This is a genomic window from Furfurilactobacillus entadae, assembly GCF_045862745.1.
Lineage (GTDB): Bacteria > Bacillota > Bacilli > Lactobacillales > Lactobacillaceae > Furfurilactobacillus > Furfurilactobacillus entadae.
Window position 1 is genome coordinate 73,224 of sequence record NZ_BQXN01000003.1, and the last position, 17,100, is coordinate 90,323.

The following is a 17,100-nucleotide window of genomic DNA, read 5'->3' on the forward strand; positions in this document are numbered from 1 at the left end:
TCACCCCTCAATAAAAGCGTAGCATAAACTAACCGTAATTGTAAGCGTTTTCATAAAACGTTTTGATAAATCTTGGGTAACTACATTAGGGAAGAAATTCACGTCATTAAAACGCGAAAGAATCCGCAGGCCCTTCCTCAGGTAACAACAAACAGCACTCATGGACCAAAATCGTCCATAAGTGCTGTTTGTTGTTACCTGAGCGAGCCTAACCGCGGTTTCTTTCGCTCTCTTTTTTTAATTTGCCAGTTCCCGAAAACTTGCCATCGCCGCTGGGGTCATCACCACGAAATCCTCTGGCCGTAGCAGTGACAAGCGGTGATTCGCCACCGTTCCCACCTCGAGGCCTAACGTCGTCGCCAGAACACAACCAGCCGCAAAATCCCATGGATTCAGGGTTGAAACGTACCCCACGTGCCGCCCGTTTAGCAGTTGTACAAACTCCAACCCAGCGCTTCCTAAAATCCGGACGCCTGAGGCATGGTAACCCACCGTCCCAAGGTTAAAGCGGTTGGTGTACAGTTGCCGCCAAGAAACACCAATTAGCCCATCTGCCAACGGCGTATTCTTGAGTTGCGGTAGTTTTTGATCGTTTTTATAAACCCCAATGGCTGGGCCACCCCAGTATAAATCATTGTTCATAACATCCAGAATGCCCCCAAATAGCGGCTTTCCATCCTCATAAACGCCGATCATCGTCGCAAAACAATCATGCTTTCTCACAAAGTTTAGTGTCCCATCAATGGGATCGACAAAGAAAACTAAGCCGTGCAGATTTTGTGGCCGCGCGTGCTTATTTTCCTCCCCCATGATCTGAGCTTCTGGATAGGCTGCGCTAATCTTGGCCTCTAAAAACGTTTCAATCGCTTCATCTTCATTTGTCACAAGGTCGTTCCGTGAACTTTTTTCAGCGACCCGCTCAATGCCATTAACACCGGGTCGTAATTGTTCAACGGCTTCAATCAGCCAACTCGTCACGGCCTGTGCCAATGTCAATTGTGCTGCTCTTTCCATGCTCGTTGACCCCTTTACATAATTAAACTAAATCTAAGGCGTGCACCACGTTCATCATGCCAATATCCTGAACTGCTGAGCTCAAAATAATTCGGTCAGCACCGGCACTTCGTAAAAATTCCACGCTGCCATCAATTTGCGCCTGATCCGTCGCTAACTCGACCTTGGTAATGATGCCAATGGCTGGTTTATTAAACATTGTGGCAAACCCAGGTGCAAAAATCTGCCGACGATCCAGAACACTTTGTAACATCAAGATTACGTCAGATTCCGCAGCCGTTACCGACAGCGCGCTGTAGAACCGGTGATGTTCCACAAATTCACCTGGTGTATCAACGGCGTCATCGAAAAACTCCACCGCCTGCGTTTTGTTATAGCGTAATGCCTCACCAGCCAAGCGCTGGTGGAGTGTCGTCTTACCGCAACCAACGGCACCAACCAATAGTGGACGTTTCATGACGCCACCCCTTTCAACCTGTTAGAACGGCCAGTTTGGGTCACTGGCGTCGAATAATTCTTCCTGAACACCCATTTCAACGTAAACATACCGGGCAATGACGAAGAAGTAGTTGCCAAGTGTTTCTAAAAAATCGACAGCTAATCCTTCCGAAGCACCAGCAACCAGTTTCACCGATCGGTATGCCTTCAGTGCTAGTGTCCGCGCAATTTGTAGTTCGCTTGCCTGAATACTACCACCTGGCACCACAAATTTATGGAGTTCTGGTAGTGTGACCGAATACTGGGTCGTTAACCCCTTGAGCCATTCACCTGCGCCCCCTGGAAACATTGCTGTATCAGGTGTCTCGCCTGGCTTAGTCAAATCAGCGCCAATGCAAAACAGAAGCCGCTGGATCGTTTTAAACTCCGCGTCAAACGGTCGTAACCCATTATTCATTGCCCGGACGCGACACAATCCCAGCCAGGCCGTTAACTCGTCTAAAGCACCATAAGCTTCCACTTGTTGCGCGTTATAGTCGTGAAACACCCGGTCTTGGCGCTCCTCGTTTGATTCGTTCATGCGTTTGTTCCCCGCTTTACTTTTGTATCTGCTTCATTGCATTCACGTTTTAAAGTACCATGTCCGCTAAAGACACACAAGTGAAGGGTATCTCAAAGGTTGAACCAACTACGATTGCGTCAGCGGCGTAACTCGAAAATCAAGAATCTGCTGCAACGTTGTTTGCGATGCAAGGAGGGCCGCCTTGACAGCATCCACTTGCCCAGCAACCAGGACAGAGCCACTAAACCGGTCAATGAAAATCACGTTCACATCGCTTGCCTTAGTGGCTACATCGGACGCGATTGCGGCCGCCTCACCCGGTGTGATCGTTAACAAACCAAGCGCCGTTGATGTATCCGCGATCCCCAGCTTATTAAAAATTTCCTCATCTGGGTGAACAATCACGTGGGCCATGGTGACTTGTTTACCAGGCACAGATTCTTGAATCACCCGTTCAAGTGTTTCTTCCTGTTCGTCCATCTTAGCCCTCCAGCCCCAATAACCGGGTCACATCACGGGCAATGACGACCTCTTCATCCGTTGGCACAACGAGGACCGTCACGGCACTTTCTGGTGTTGAGATTTGCTGTTCATTGGCCTCGTTTTTCTCAAGGTCGATCTGAACACCAAGGTACTTCAACTTGTTGGTGACAAGTCGCCGAATCAATGCGGAATGTTCACCAACACCTGCTGTAAACGTAATGGCGTCCACACCGTCCAAATCAGCGGCGTAAGCCCCGATGTAGAAGACGATCTGGTGAACATACATCGTTAGGGCTAACCGCGCCCGTTCGTTTCCGGCTGCCGCGGCTTCTTCGATTTCCCGTAGATCATTTGAAATTCCGGAAACGCCAAGAAGCCCCGAGCATTCGTTTAACATCTTTTTAATGGCCGCTGAATCCATGCCTTCATGTTCTTCTAAGAACGGAATGATCTGCGGATCAATATCCCCGGACCGTGTTCCCATCATCAAACCAGCTAATGGTGTAAAGCCCATAGAATTATTGATCGTTTTACCATCCAGTATGGCCGAAATACTGGCACCGTTCCCCAAATGACAGCTAATCACCTTCCGCGCCGTTGGAACCAAACGGTGCGTTTCTTCCGCAATGTACTGGTGACTCGGTCCATGGAACCCGAAGCGCTTAATTCCATACTTTTCATAATATTCATACGGTAGTGGATATAGTGCACTACTCATTGGAATGGTTGCGTTAAACGATGTGTCGAACACCGCCACCTGTTTTGCCTGTGGTAATTTCTCGCCAAACGCTTTAATTCCCTGTAAATTCACCGGATTATGTAGCGGTGACAGCGTACTCAATTCCTGAATCCGCTGCTCCACCGTTTCGTCCACGATGACTGAGTGAAGGTAATACTGACCCCCGTTTGAAACCCGGTGACCAACCCCCTCAATCTCATCCAGTGAGGCAATGATGTGTTCTTCCAGTAACGTTTGCATCGTCAAGGCCACCGCGTCATTGTGCGATAAAATGGCCTTTGTTTGTTGCACCCGTGTGGATTTTGTTTGCCCCGCCGGTGTGTACGTCAGCGTTAGCATCGCATCAGGCTTCCCAATCCGTTCAATCTGGCCAGCTGCTAAAAATTGTTCCGTTGGCATTTCATACAATTTGAATTTCAGCGAAGAACTCCCTGAATTAATTGCTAACACTTTATGTTTCATAATTTATGTCCCTCTTTTTATCAATTACTGAACTGAAAATAGTGCGGCTGCTAACAACCCACCAACCAGTGGGCCGACCATTGGAATCCACGCATAGTGCCAGTTGGCACCACCCTTATTTGGAATTGGTAAAATGGTGTAAGCCAACCGTGGACCCCAGTCACGCGCTGGGTTAATCGCATACCCAGTGGTCGTCCCAAGGCTCATCCCGATTGCCAGAATCAAGAAACCAACAACCAATGGTTTAAGCCCCGTGGTGAAGTTCCCAAGGTTTAGCAAAATATACATAAAGACAAACGTGCCAATAATTTCGCTTAATAAATTAAACAATGGGTTATCAATGGCAGGTACCGTTGCAAAGTTACCAACTGTGTTCCCGTCCTTCGTGGTTGTGGCCTTGAAGTGTGGGTAGTAATGAATCACAACCAGTGCGGCACCTAAGAATGCACCAATGAACTGACCAAGTAAGTATGGGAGCACTTGTGACCATGGGAAGAGACCAAACGTCGCCATCCCAATGGTTACTGCTGAGTTCAAATGTGCGTCAGAACCGACAGCGCCACCCACGTAAACACCCATGGTAACGGCCATTCCCCACCCGAAGGCGATCAACAACCAGTTACCGTTGTTTTTTCCGTACGTTTTGTTCAGGTTCAGGCCCGCATTAACCCCGGCCCCAAGTACGATCAAAATAAACGTTCCTAATAACTCACCTAAAAAGCCACTCATTTGTCTTCACCCCAATTATTCAATCACTTGCTGGTAGACTTCTGCCAGCTGTTCATCTGTTGGTACAATTGGATTCCCCGGGAACGTGCCATCTGTTTTCGCAGCGGCAACAATCGTTGCACATGCGGCTCTCGCATCCGCTGGTTTAACCCCAAAGGCCGCCAACGTTTGTGGACACTTCATTTGCCGCATCATGGTCTGCAACTTCCGGATCAATTCACGGACAGCCATCCGGTCTGTGCTATCAGCACTGGCCAAGCCGGCTTTACGAGCGGCCGCAGCATACTTCGCTTGAACCGTCTTATCCTGCGCATTAAATGCCACCACATGGGGAAGCATCATTGCACACGCCAAGCCATGAGGCACGTGGAATTGGGCCCCCAATTGGTGCGCAATTGAGTGCGTGATCCCAAGGCCAGCGGTGTTAAAAGCCAACCCAGCCGCTGTTGACGCCTCATGAACCGTCCGCCGTAACGCTAGGTTTTCAGGGTCACGGTACACAGCAACCAGGTCGTGACCAATAACATCAATGGCCTTTTCAGCAAGCGCATCCGTAAACAGGTTTGCATCCTTTGCCACCAATGATTCTAGTGAGTGGGTCATCACATCTAAGCCGGAAAAAGCGGTTACAGAACTAGGTGCACTAACAACCAGTTCAGGGTATAACAGCGCCACATCAGGAATTAAATGATCATTGATCAGTGGGAACTTGGCGTGGTTTGCTTCATCAGAAACCACGGCCGTGTTTGTTACTTCAGAGCCCGTTCCACTTGTTGTCGGAATCGCCACAAAGCAACTCAACGTCTCACCACTCACCTTTTCACCAAAGCTCCGAATGGCTTTGGCGGTATCAATGGCAGAACCACCACCCAACACAACGATGACCGTTGGTTTAAAGGCCAAGTATTCCTTAACCCCTGCTGTAATGCTTGTCAGCGGTGGGTTCGGTTTAACATCAGCGAACGTTTGGATGGTTGCACTACTTGGCAAGTGTCCCTGGATCATCTTCAGTGTATCACTGCCATCTAAGAATGGGTCACACACAAAGAAGACCCGTTGGTTAGTAAAAGTTTGAAGCATGTTTAAACTATCTGAACCGGCAATGATTTTTGTCGGAATGGTAAATCGAGCCATTTTGCGTCACCTCGTTTATTAGTTCCAACTACGCATGGAGAACCCTTGTGGTGAGTTCAACCGACGACGCCGTGTAAATGACTTCGCCGTGGTTGTTCCTTCACCAGTTGGCGTTGCAATTGTTAATGCAGACGCACCAGTAAAGCCAACCCCTGTGCCGGCGTAAGTCGGGCCATTAACAACGAAGATTGACGTGTTCATCCGGTGTGACGCTTTGTTAATGTGGATCAAGTCACGTGAGTGGATCGACGCGGTGTGATGGAAGCCTTGTTCCACTTCAACGGCCGTCTTCAACACACTGGTGAAGTCTGGGCAGCTAACGATTGGCAAGATTGGCATCAAGTTTTCAGTTACAACTAACGGATGGTCTTTGGCAGCTTCCAGAATAATTTCCACTGGTTGACCTGTGTAGCTGATTCCAGCTTGGTCCAAGATGAAGGTTGCATCCTTTCCGACAAACTTCCGGTCAGGTGTTCCCTTACTGGTAATGGTCATCGTGGCTAATTTTTCAATGTCATGTGGGTCAGTTACCAAGAAGGCGCCTTCTGCTTGCATGTTGCGAATCAGTTCATCCTTAACGGACGCTTCAACAACGACTTCCTTTTCAGCAGTACATAAGATGTCGTTATCAAATGACGCTGAATCGATAATGTTGTGGGCAGCAAGCTTAATATCGGCCGTTGCATCAACCATTGCAGGTGGATTACCGGCACCGGCACCAATGGCCTTCTTCCCACTTGTCATTGCTTGATGCACAACTGCTGGGCCCCCAGTAACAGCCAGTAAGGCAATGTCTGGGTGCTTCATCATTTGTTGAACCGCTTCGATACTTGGTTCTTCAACCCCAACGACCAAGTTTTCCCAGCCCGTTGCGTCGGCAACAAACTCGTTCAACTTTTCAATCGTCCAACGGGTAATGTTTTTTGCACCAGGGTGAGCACCAAAGAAGACCGTGTTCCCACCGGCAATCATCATGATTGCGTTGGCGATAACCGTTTCGGATGGGTTGGTACTTGGACCAACCGCCCCGATAACACCGTATGGTGCGTATTCATACATGATCAAACCACCGTCACCGGTTTCGGCTTCTGGTTGTAAGATTTCTGGTCCTGGCGTGTTGTAGAGCGCGTTGTTTAACTTCGCAATCTTTGCACTAACCGTTCCCATCCCAGTTTCATCATGAATGGCTGTGGCCATTTGTTCGATGTAAGGACGGAACCCTTCTTTAATGGCGTCAATCACCTTTGTCCGGGTTTCGATACTTGCATCCACAAACCGGTCTTCAGCAGCCTTTGCAGCTGCTACGGCACTGTCCACCGTTGGGAAAATCCCATGGTGGCCACCAGCCGTTGTCCCTGCTGATACTGTTGTTGTCGTTTCACCGGCAGCTTGCTGTTGAAGTTCTGCCTGAATGATTTGTCTAATTTGCGCTTCTAAATCTGCCATCGCTACTTAATCCCTTCTAAGAACTGGTGAACACCGGCTTCACAAATTGCCTGGTCTTCTTCGACTGCACCGCCACTGATACCAAGGGCACCAATGATTTGTTGATTAACGATCAATGGAATCCCACCGGCAAACGAAACAAGTTTGCCATCAAGCATGGTTTCCATTTCGTATAATGGTGCTCCTGGTTGAATCTGAGCACTAACTTCTTTAGTTGGTTGTTTCATTGCCAATGCAGACCACGCTTTTTTGGGTGCCAATTGGATACTAACCAAGTTGGCATTCGTCATGTGGTATTGCATCAGTGGATTTCCGGCAGCATCCATTAAGCACATGGATACGCCAACACCCAGTTCGTTAGCCTTTGCTTCTGAAGCATCAAAAACTTTGTTAAAGTTGGCCCGGTCAAAGACTGCGGTCCCATCTTGGTTCTTAAATGCTGCTTGAACACTCGATAAAATGTTTTCAATTGCCATTATTATTAACTTCCTTACTTAGTGTGTTTGGTGATCCTGAACTGCTTCTTGGTACCGCCGGACAATTTCATCACACATTTGTTCTTGATGATCAGCTTCATCCTCATCACGAGCAACGATGTACAAAAAGTCGGACAACCGGTTTGCATACCGCAGGACGACCGGACGAAACGGTCTGTCTTCATTTAACCGAATTAACAGTCGTTCAGCCCGCCGACACACCGTTCTACATAAATGCAGATGGGCGCCGGCAACGCTTGTGCCCGGTAAAATAAACGCGTGGAGCACCGGTAATTTTGCCGTATAATCGTCAATCACCCGTTCCAAGCGAGCTACGTCGGCGTCCTCAATGCGGTCGCTCTTTCCGTAAAAGCGGTCAGCGTCTGCCGAAGCAATCTCACCATCTAAGATGAACATGCGTTCCTGGACCCACTTTAACAACGCCCGGTTTTCCTCACGCTGACAAAACTTTTCTGCCACACTGATTTGTGCGTTGCATTCATCAAATGTGCCATATGTTTCAACACGGTCAGAATACTTTTTGACCCGTTCAACGGTGAAGAGGGCCGTGGTCCCCTTATCACCCGTTTTGGTATAAATTCCCATGGTTGAATCCTCACTTATCAAACCGGTCGATAATTCCAACAATAGCGGAATCCACAACGTCCCGGGGCCGTGTCCCTTCATTTTGTGTCTTCCGGGCACCTGCACCACGAACGAGTAACACCAGTTCACCGATGCCGGCCCCCACTGTATCAGCAGCGACCTCCTCGGAACGGACAGCGGCCATGTTGCTATCGATTGGTTGCACGATCATCAGCTTACGCCCGACTAACGACTCATCTTTCTGCGTCGCGACCACGCTCCCAATCACTCTTGCCATATACATGCTTGATCCGTCCTTTCACGTACCTCAATGTGTTGTGCTAATAGTTCGTCGTGTGCTGCCATGGTCAGCCGCTGACGGTGCTGTTTGACCAGCACAGCGTGTAACGGCAGGCCCAACACATCACTTCTGGTTATCACCGCTGCTTCCTGGGCCGTTAAGACTTCACCCGTCGGCAATGCAATGGTGACCGGCCACGTGGTCAATAACGGCCACGGGACAAGGTTCACATCTGCCACCGTTAACTGTAACGTCACGGCGGCATGATCACGCCATGCGGCCTGAACAAACGTTGTTAGTGGTGTCGTCGTCAACCGGTATAAATCAGCAATCGCCGTTGGGGGCACTTCGGTCACCACAACGGTTGCCGCTGTGAGAAACAGGGTCTCTTCAGCCGTGGCAACGTCAGCAAACGAAAGTGTTGTCACCGTTTGTTCGCGTTGTTGCAACCGCTCAATAACCGCCGCAATCACATCACTTACTGAATCACTCATCGCGACGCCTCCGCAGCAACTCCTAAATCGCTTAACGCGATCCCAAGCGGCGTGACGAAGTCTGGATACGCAAGTGCTAAGACCGGAACGCCTAACGTTTTGGCCATGGTGGGCGCAAACTCACGAAAGTTTGTTGCACCGCCAACCGCAATCACGGGTTCAACCAGCTGGTTACCTGCCACGTTTGCAACGATGGCAGCCATTTTTTCCACCACCGGGCGAACGACTGCAAACACGTCGTCTTCCCGTTTCCGATCACGTTTCAGCACTTCTGCTGCCGCGTGATCCAAATGCTGACTCCCAGCGACAACCAGCGTCATGTGGTAGCCACCAGTCGGCTCATCGCCAACCCGTTTTAACGTGTCGTTCTTAAAGACACTGATTCCCGTTGTTCCACCACCAACATCGACGATCGTACCATCCGTCACGCCCAGCATTGTGGCCGCAGCGGTTGGTTCATCAACAATGTTGGTGCACGTCAGGCCACTGTCCTCGATGACGTTTGCCACGGCCTTACTATTTGACTCACTCACACCTGGTGGAATTGCCCCAGCTGCGGTGGTCAACGTTACGCCCAGAGCGGCTTCCGCCCGGGCCTTAATGGCACGAACAATGGTGACAGCCTCACCATAGTGAACAACAACCCCATCACGAACTGCCTGATCTGGGACCGCTTCACCATAAATTGGTTCACCGTCATCATTGATTACCGCAAACACAATCGTGGCAGTCCCCAAATCGACACCAACCCGCAAATGGTCAGTCACCGTCGCTTGAGGATCAACATGTGGTGCTTGCGTCACAAGGCTGTTAAAGGCGGCTAAGCGCGCTGCTTGTTTTTCAAACATGCCAGTCCCCTCCTAACGGTTTATTTGTTCGGAATAATCTTTGCAATGGTATTTTTGTTGATTCCTGCGGCGTTTGCTTCATCCGTGTCAATGTGCATTTCTAACACGAAGTCTTCACGTGGGCGGGCAATCACGTCATTAAACGTCAACCGCCGATTCCCTGTTGTCACTTCAACACTGATTTCATCACCGTAAGAAACGCCGTACTGCTTAGCGTCTTCCAGGCTCATGTGCACGTGCCGCTTCGCAGCAATGGCACCATAAACTGGGATCCGGGCGTCCTTCGTTTCTAAAATCACTTTAGCAGCGCCGTCTAAATCACCAGACAAGTGAACGGGTAAGTCCACTCCGACTTGAATCCCGTCTGTCAATGACAATTCAACTTGAGAGTATTCACGACAAGGGCCTAAGACCCGAACGTGTTCCACCCGACCACGAGGGCCGACAACCGTAACCGTTTGCTTAGCCGCAAAGTCAGCTGGTTGCTTTAAGTCACGGAACTTTGTCATTTCTTGACCTGGAAACAGGCGGGCAAAGTCTTCCTTACTCAAGTGAACGTGATGATTAGAGACCCCAATGGGCATGCCCGGTTGGGTCTCTTCTTCAATGATTTGTTTAACTAACGCGCGTAACTTATTCTCATCCATTGTTCCACCCCGTTAGTTTTACTTGTTACTTGGCAAAATTGCTTCAACATCTGTATGCGGACGAGGGATAACGTATGAAGCGTACACATCGCCAACAGATTCTGCGGAAGCTGTTCCTGCATCAACGGCAGCTTTAACGGCACCAACATCACCACGAACCATAACGGTTACTAACCCTGAACCGATTTTTTCATAGCCAGTTAATTCAACATTAGCGGCCTTAACCATTGAGTCAGCGGCTTCGATTGCGGCAACTAAGCCCTTTGTTTCGATCATTCCAAGTGCGTTATTCATGTTTGTTTCCTCCAATTTGTTTGTTAACAATTACTGTTCTGGTTTAGTACTCTTTGTGTTTCGGCGGTTCGATGCTGGGCGCCGTTTTGTCGTGCTGGCACTCGCTGGTTTTGCCGCTTGGCTTGCTGGTGTTTCAGCAACTGGTTCTGGTTCTGTCGTTAATTCTTCAGCCACTTTTTCAGCTGGCTTTTTAACGAGTTCATCTAACCCATTTGCTGGGCGGGCGATGACCTGTTTTGCAACAAAATGGTCAACTTCCTCAGCAGCCTGGCTTCCGGCAGCGATGGCAGCGTTAACCGCCCCAACATCGCCGCTGATAAACACTGTCATTTGGCCGGCACCACGGGCACGTTCAACCTTGTCAACGTGGACGTTTGCCGTTTTGACCATCACATCAGCAACCTTAACGGCTGTTGAGTAACCACCAACTTCTAATAATCCTAATGCATCGTTCATAGAATCAATCCTCCCTTCTCAAAGTCTTTAAATGGGACCCGCTTAACCAACCGAGCGGCGTTTGCGCCTAAGCGACGTAAATCCGCTGGATCAGATAATGGGACCCGCGCAAGGGGTTTATCCGCCGGCAAGCTGTTGTGATGTAAATAAGCTGCCTCATCGTCAAACCCGATCCCGACGTTTAGTTGCGCCATTTGTGCCGCTTCAAACGCCCGTCCAATTGCCGTTTGTGCCGTTGTTTCAGTGGTCCATCGAAACGGAATTTCTTCCTCTTCGATGCCGTAAAGCAACGGTAAAATGGCAGCTTGCTCTTGACCCGCAATTAAGATGGTTGGTTCAGTTGCCATAATTAATGGGTCCCTTCTTGTAATTCATTGGCATAGGTGAGGATCAATCCCGTTGCCACCGCGTTTCTTGGCCCCTCAACGGCCCGAACGTTCCCACGGCCCGCAACCAGGTTGTAGTGGGATAACGCGTCGGTCACTAGCTGAGGAATTTCAAAGTCTAAGGCAGAACCACCAACAATGACGACAAACGGAATGTCGCGGATGTTTCCAGTAGGACTCACTTTTGCCAGCGCCCGCAGTGCATTGGTGACAAAGACTCGCTGCTTAGCAGACTGCCGAACAGTTCGAATCTTTTCAATTGAAACGTCACCTGGAACCGGGACAAACCCGGTTGGCTTAACCACCACGGTCCGGGCAAAGAGATCACCGGAGAGGGCTTCATCAAAGAACTGCACGCTCCCGTCTTCATGACGAATGTAAAATAAACTTTCGACCTTCGCTAACGGGTATCGTTTAATGTCTTCGGCCAAGTACAAGTCATCCAGCCCTAATTCAGAGTTGATGATCATGGTCGTCATGTCACCGGCCCCGGCCAAATGAATGGCCACGATGTCGCCTGCCTTATCAATGATCGACGCATCGGAGGAACCAGCACCAAGGTCTAAGATGGCCAGTGGCGCCTGTGTTCCGGGAGTCGTCAACGCACCACGAATGGCCGCTTCGGCTTCCACACCACCAACTTCAACGGTAACGCCAAAGTCATGGTGAATTTCGTCCGCGATGGCCTGCATTTGCAGATGGTCCGTGCGAACCATTGACGCGATCCCGACTGCTTGTTCCATTGAGAACTCACCAGCCAGACCACCCTTAACATCATTTGGCACGGAGGTATCAACGGCCAACAGATCCTGAATGTAAATGTCTTGCATCCGTTTGTCCGTTAGTTCCGCCATCGTCTGCCGAACCCGTTCCAGCATGCCACCAATGTTTGTGCCAGCTTCCCCGGTCACATTGTCGATCTGCTTAAACGAGGACACAGTCTTCATGATCTTGTCGGCACCGGCAGAGATCCCAACCTGTTCTTCATGGTCATCACCGTTAATGTGAACCGTTCCGGCCGGAATGACCCGAGCCTTCACGTCCCCGGCGGGTGTTTTGATGACCACCGCTGACCGGTTACCAATTAAGGCCCGGGCAACGGGAACCACGTTTTTCGTTTGTTCCGGTGTCAATTCAAACACCGTTGCGATCCCGTATGGATTGGATAATTGCTTAATGACTTGCCCTTTATCAGCCACTTCAACGGCGGCCAGCATGTGCTGCGGGACCTTTTCCAGTAACGACACTTCATCCACAATGGGAATCTTGAAGTCCAACCGGTTATCAATGAGGACCCCGTCGTCACCCTGAAGGATGGCACCGGTAACCTTGAATCCGGTTTGATGGTACAGGTTCAGCAGTTTAGCGGCATCGCCAAAGTCAACTTCTTTGGGAATTAACACAATGTACGTTTTATCCGTTGTGCCCTCGTTGACAAGGTCGGTAATCAGGATGGTTTCCCCAATACCAACGCCCAGTCCCCCGGGTGTTCGCGGATTGTGACCAATCATGGTTGATTCTGTGATGACGGTTTCAGTAATCGTCTCCATCGCCACATCACCAATCACGGGGGTTGCTTCGTTGATCCGAATGAGATCCACGTCGTTAATGGTGAGTTGACTCTTTGTCAACACCCCGTTAATGGCCGTTCGAATCCCCACGAGATTTCGTTTAGTCCCCTTGATCCCGGTTGTTGCGGTGATGTCAGAGTTGATAAACTCAACCTGACCCGTTGGCGTCACGTTAGCTAACGCTACTTCTGTCGACGAATTACCAATGTCGACACCAATCACTGTTTGCGTCATAACGACCTCCGTTAGTTATCACCCTTCAACTTTTTCCGGATTTCGTAGTTCTTAGCGGCTTCACGAACAAAGTTTGCTGAAATTGTGGCGTGGTACTGTTGTTCCAGTTCATTTGCCATGTCCAGTAATTCTTGTTTGCTCGACCGGTATGGCCGTAATGCACCGTACATTTCCAGTAACCGGTCATCAGGAATTGCCGTTAATTCTGCGGCGCGATCAAAGTTACTTTGAATGGCAGCCCGACCAGCGTTCTTGGCAATTTGGCCCTGTGCTTTTAACGTTGCTGGCGTGATCCGCAAGTCTTCGGGAGTAATCTTGTCGTTGACCACGTTTTCCAACGTAATGTCATTAACGCGCTTCCCCGTTGGTGACTTGATCAAGTCAGGATGTTTGCTAAATAACGGATAGTCGCTTCGGCCCAGTTCCTTTCCATCGGGCTGTGCCTGACTTCCAGTTTGGGCGGTTGCTGTGGTTGTGGCTTGTGGGGCACTCTTTGTATCAGAGTCCTTCAAATCGGCCATTACTTTCGCAACGAGATCTTCCATTTCACTCATGTTGACGTTCCTTTCTCAGCATTCCAAATTAGAAATGCACTTCGATTTCATCGGGTGCTTTCCCCGTTACAACGTATTTTGTTTCTTTGATGTGCATTAAAGCTGATTTTGCTTGGTAAGCAACCCGCGCCATTTGGTCACTAACCGTTGGCACTGGGTTTGGTGATTCACCCTTCGCATACTTTGCAGCGTTGACCCCAATGGCCCGGTAAGTATCCAACGTCAGCACGGGTGCTTGTGGGAATAATTCCAGGTTACTTAATGGTTCTTCATCACGCTGGTGAATAATGGCGGTTCCTTTTGATTGAATGGAAACGGCAATTCCTGACCCTGACAGATGGTCAGCTTCAGCGCCAGAGAATGAAACGTCGGCTGTCCGGTAAACCTTAATGACACGGGCCCGTAACCCTTCTTCTTCAATTCCGGCGGTCACTTGTCGCAAAATGTCGCGGTGGGATAACCCCGTCATGTTTTCCGTTAAATGTTCTGCAAAACCTGGTAAAACGGAAACAACAACTTCGTCCACAGCGGTTCCTTTTTTAGCAACCCCAACGTGTTTAAACCAGTCCAACTTCTTTGGTGCGTCCGTTGCTTCTGGTTGGCCCTCATGTTCGGCCGTTGCAACAGCGGCTGGTTTTGTTTCTGCTGAGCCACTGCCAAACGACACTTCCTTGTTGGTGGCGGCCGTTTCAGCGATCACTTGTTTAACAATTTTTCTTAATAAATCAACATCGATATCTGCCATGTGTGGCATCCTCCCTTCTTCACGCGGATTTAGAAGTCCGATGGATCAATGGCCATCGGAATGTCCTTGATTTTCTCCCAGGTTTCGCCTGATACACGGTACCCGGTTCCAGGACCCTTGTAGTCATTATTGTCGTTAACGGCAGAAATGACGTTCCAATCCTTGTCAAAAATGGCGGATGTTTGCAGGAAGTCTCCGGCGATCCGTTGTTGTAACAGACTCAAAACGGCCTGGGCAACATCACGGAAACCACCGTTGTAAAGTGCCTTAACGATGTCGATCCCGGTAATCCCACGGTCCATCATTTCTTGGGCAGCCTTCATATCTTCAACAAGGTTCCGATCTGGCATGTCCTTTGAGCTGTTTGCGTAGGTTGCGGCTTCCACTTCTTCATCCGTGATCTTTGGTAGCCCAATGGCTTCAAAGACCGTTTGAAGGGCTTTAGCAGCTTTATTTCTAACTTTGATGACGTCTTCTTCCTTTACAGGAACGATCCCACCGTTGACCTTTAAGTCACGTTGCATCACGTAGTAGTCATCGTAGTCCATGGCGTCGGTGTTTGAACCGGCAAACATGTTGTCTTCGTTTGGTACTGATGAGTAACCGGAAGAAACGTAGTCAGTCCCGGCCAAGAATTGACCCAGTAACCGTTCTGTCCGCCGCATGTCTGAGTGTGAAAAGGCTTGGTCATTACCAGAAGCACATTCCAAATCAATCATCATACATAACAAGTTTTCACCCATAACGGAGCGAATTCCTGATGGAACGGCACCGGGGATCCCGATACAACTAACACCACCGTTTTGCAGTCCCTGAACCCCACTGGCCTTTGTAATGTAGATACAACGGGCTTCCAAGTAGAGCATGGATTTTCCTTCGGCGTAACCCATCATAACTTCTGAACCAGAACCCGAAGTGAACCGCATCTTCAAGCCACGAGAAGCGTAACAAGAAGCAAGGAATCCCTTAGACCAAGGTGTGTCATCCCCATCCGTAAACACTTGTTCAGTCCCATAAACGGAGATGGTTTCGGCATAGGCGGTAAACCCACGCATCCCTAAACTCAGTTCCAGGGCTTCTTCAACGGAACATTGAGTCAGCACACCAGGACGACCTGTTTGGGCCCCAATCATGATGGAAATGGCGTTCAGTGGTGCATAACGGGCAACCGCCGTCGTCGTTTCTTGTTCTGGGAATCCACGCAAAGCGGCATCAGCTGCGTCGGCAGCGATTTGAACCGGGTTATCACGCAAGTTAGTCACGTGACATTGCGTTGCTGGTGTCCGCCGTGGCCGCATCTTTTGGGTGGCCATCATCATTTCAACGAAGTTCAACTTGCTGATTACTTCAACCGCTTTGGCTGGTGTCATCGCAGTGGTCAGTGGAATGATTTCTTCACGAGGGACGTTTGGATCACACAACATGTTTGCTAACTTAAAGGAATCCATTTCCATAACACGTTCAGCATTACGTTGGTCGATTCCGTGGTCAGCGATGTACAGGTCGATCAAATCGAAGTCGTCACGTTTCTTACTGTCTAATTCCGTAACCACACCGTTTTCAACCTTGATACTTGGCTTTGGATCGTTGGGTCCTTCTAGGGCAACGAACCCTTCTTCTGGCCATTCTTTAACAAATCCATCTTGATGGATCGGCATTTTTTCTAATGCTTCAAACCGTTTTTGACGCTTCATTATGTCCTCTCCTTTTTACTAGATGTAGGAAGGAAAATCATTTGTTGGTTTTCCACCAAGCGTGCCTAGTAAATCAAGCCCAACTTCACGTGCTGCAATAACTGCTTGACGAACTGCACCAGAATCACCCGAAATGTGTAAGATACCTTCGTTTGAATAACTGGTTCCGTACGCTGGCGAAGCAAATGATAAGACATCAACATTTGCAGCCTTCAACGCAGCATCTGCCATCACAACACCGATTCCGGCTGGTGCACCAGCAATTAAGCCGTACGCTTTCCCCAGTGGTGCGTTAAACGCAAACTGAGCAGCCTCACTGGCCCGAGCAGTGTATTGTAATTCAATGTGGCCGGCTGGTGTGTTGTACACATCACCGAACTTTTGTGGAACGGCAGCTAACGCCACTTCAATGGCCCGCCGAACGTCAGAAACATCGTTCCCACCAACAATGATCAAAGAACCGTGACCAGCACCGCCCTTAGTATCACGTGGCATTTGGATGCTAACAACTTCCGTGTTCGTTGCCTTAACGGCTTCGTCCATGGCCATGATTTGGGGACCCCCACCAGAACGGGCGGATAAAATCCCTAATGACCGAAATTGCTTTTCTAAATGTAAGTGTTCGGCTAAATCGCTATCAACGTTTGCAACGACCATCCCAATGGTGTCACCAATGGGAGCGGTTCCAACAAACTCCGTAAGACTTGACTTACTAACACTAGCTGGTGTGGCCGTTGAAGTCTTCCCAGAATCTAACAACTTGCCCATTACACGGTTTACTAATTCATCTGTATCTGCCATGACTTAT

General features: G+C 49.4%; 22 protein-coding genes. All 22 read right to left on the reverse strand.

The features are described from left to right. Positions 1–237 precede the first annotated feature (237 nt). The 22 genes from ACKTR5_RS02235 to pduB all read right to left on the reverse strand — a co-directional run bounded on the left by ACKTR5_RS02235 (position 238) and on the right by pduB (position 17,093). Complete coding sequence (locus ACKTR5_RS02235; RefSeq protein WP_407878823.1) at positions 238–1,014, reverse strand: inositol monophosphatase family protein; 777 nt, start codon at positions 1,012–1,014, stop codon at positions 238–240. Positions 1,015–1,036: 22 nt separating this feature from the next. Then, positions 1,037–1,471, reverse strand: a complete 435-nt coding sequence (locus ACKTR5_RS02240) for a EutP/PduV family microcompartment system protein (RefSeq protein ID WP_407878824.1) — start codon at positions 1,469–1,471, stop codon at positions 1,037–1,039. 21 nt (positions 1,472–1,492) lie between these two features. After that, positions 1,493–2,032 (reverse strand): hypothetical protein, encoded by a 540-nt coding sequence (locus tag ACKTR5_RS02245; protein ID WP_407878825.1) that lies wholly within the window; start codon positions 2,030–2,032, stop codon positions 1,493–1,495. Positions 2,033–2,140: 108 nt separating this feature from the next. Next, entirely contained in the window at positions 2,141–2,494 is a 354-nt protein-coding gene (locus tag ACKTR5_RS02250) for a BMC domain-containing protein (protein ID WP_407878827.1), read from the reverse strand. Position 2,495: 1 nt separating this feature from the next. Beyond that, entirely contained in the window at positions 2,496–3,698 is a 1,203-nt protein-coding gene (locus tag ACKTR5_RS02255; RefSeq protein WP_407878829.1) for an acetate/propionate family kinase, read from the reverse strand. Positions 3,699–3,722: 24 nt separating this feature from the next. After that, a complete protein-coding gene (locus ACKTR5_RS02260; RefSeq protein WP_407878830.1) occupies positions 3,723–4,427 on the reverse strand; it encodes an MIP/aquaporin family protein in 705 nt (234 codons plus the stop codon). A gap of 15 nt (positions 4,428–4,442) precedes the next feature. Next, positions 4,443–5,561, reverse strand: coding sequence for a 1-propanol dehydrogenase PduQ (locus ACKTR5_RS02265; protein WP_407878832.1), 1,119 nt, complete (start codon positions 5,559–5,561; stop codon positions 4,443–4,445). 18 nt (positions 5,562–5,579) lie between these two features. Continuing rightward, positions 5,580–7,007: an aldehyde dehydrogenase family protein gene (locus tag ACKTR5_RS02270; RefSeq protein WP_407878834.1), complete on the reverse strand. Its 1,428-nt coding sequence runs from the start codon at positions 7,005–7,007 to the stop codon at positions 5,580–5,582. Positions 7,008–7,009: 2 nt separating this feature from the next. Continuing rightward, a complete protein-coding gene (locus tag ACKTR5_RS02275; protein WP_407878835.1) occupies positions 7,010–7,483 on the reverse strand; it encodes a GlcG/HbpS family heme-binding protein in 474 nt (157 codons plus the stop codon). 18 nt (positions 7,484–7,501) lie between these two features. Then, complete coding sequence (locus tag ACKTR5_RS02280; RefSeq protein ID WP_407878837.1) at positions 7,502–8,089, reverse strand: cob(I)yrinic acid a,c-diamide adenosyltransferase; 588 nt, start codon at positions 8,087–8,089, stop codon at positions 7,502–7,504. Positions 8,090–8,099: 10 nt separating this feature from the next. Further along, the gene (locus ACKTR5_RS02285; protein WP_407878838.1) at positions 8,100–8,372 is read right to left on the reverse strand and encodes a EutN/CcmL family microcompartment protein; all 273 of its coding nucleotides are present in this window, start codon (positions 8,370–8,372) and stop codon (positions 8,100–8,102) included. Beyond that, on the reverse strand, positions 8,354–8,863 hold the full coding sequence (gene pduM / locus ACKTR5_RS02290; RefSeq protein ID WP_407878840.1) for a PduM family microcompartment protein: 510 nt from the start codon (positions 8,861–8,863) through the stop codon (positions 8,354–8,356). Before pduM ends, ACKTR5_RS02285 begins: the two co-directional genes overlap by 19 nt. Beyond that, complete coding sequence (eutJ, locus tag ACKTR5_RS02295; protein WP_407878842.1) at positions 8,860–9,711, reverse strand: ethanolamine utilization protein EutJ; 852 nt, start codon at positions 9,709–9,711, stop codon at positions 8,860–8,862. Before eutJ ends, pduM begins: the two co-directional genes overlap by 4 nt. A 20-nt stretch (positions 9,712–9,731) precedes the next feature. Then, positions 9,732–10,358 (reverse strand): phosphate propanoyltransferase, encoded by a 627-nt coding sequence (gene pduL, locus ACKTR5_RS02300; RefSeq protein ID WP_407878844.1) that lies wholly within the window; start codon positions 10,356–10,358, stop codon positions 9,732–9,734. Between the two features lie 18 nt (positions 10,359–10,376). Continuing rightward, positions 10,377–10,652 (reverse strand): propanediol utilization microcompartment protein PduA, encoded by a 276-nt coding sequence (pduA, locus tag ACKTR5_RS02305; protein WP_407878846.1) that lies wholly within the window; start codon positions 10,650–10,652, stop codon positions 10,377–10,379. A 30-nt stretch (positions 10,653–10,682) separates the two neighbouring features. Continuing rightward, positions 10,683–11,108, reverse strand: a complete 426-nt coding sequence (locus tag ACKTR5_RS02310; protein WP_407878847.1) for a BMC domain-containing protein — start codon at positions 11,106–11,108, stop codon at positions 10,683–10,685. Next, entirely contained in the window at positions 11,105–11,455 is a 351-nt protein-coding gene (locus ACKTR5_RS02315) for a glycerol dehydratase reactivase beta/small subunit family protein (protein WP_407878848.1), read from the reverse strand. The genes ACKTR5_RS02310 and ACKTR5_RS02315 overlap by 4 nt, the downstream gene beginning before the upstream one ends. Positions 11,456–11,457: 2 nt before the next feature. Then, complete coding sequence (locus ACKTR5_RS02320; protein ID WP_407878849.1) at positions 11,458–13,299, reverse strand: diol dehydratase reactivase subunit alpha; 1,842 nt, start codon at positions 13,297–13,299, stop codon at positions 11,458–11,460. Between the two features lie 11 nt (positions 13,300–13,310). After that, positions 13,311–13,853, reverse strand: coding sequence for a diol dehydratase small subunit (locus ACKTR5_RS02325; protein ID WP_407878851.1), 543 nt, complete (start codon positions 13,851–13,853; stop codon positions 13,311–13,313). A 28-nt stretch (positions 13,854–13,881) separates the two neighbouring features. After that, a complete protein-coding gene (locus tag ACKTR5_RS02330) occupies positions 13,882–14,598 on the reverse strand; it encodes a propanediol/glycerol family dehydratase medium subunit (RefSeq protein WP_407878853.1) in 717 nt (238 codons plus the stop codon). Between the two features lie 29 nt (positions 14,599–14,627). Continuing rightward, complete coding sequence (locus tag ACKTR5_RS02335; RefSeq protein WP_407878855.1) at positions 14,628–16,292, reverse strand: propanediol/glycerol family dehydratase large subunit; 1,665 nt, start codon at positions 16,290–16,292, stop codon at positions 14,628–14,630. Between the two features lie 18 nt (positions 16,293–16,310). Further along, positions 16,311–17,093: a propanediol utilization microcompartment protein PduB gene (gene pduB, locus ACKTR5_RS02340; protein WP_407878857.1), complete on the reverse strand. Its 783-nt coding sequence runs from the start codon at positions 17,091–17,093 to the stop codon at positions 16,311–16,313. Positions 17,094–17,100: the final 7 nt, after the last annotated feature.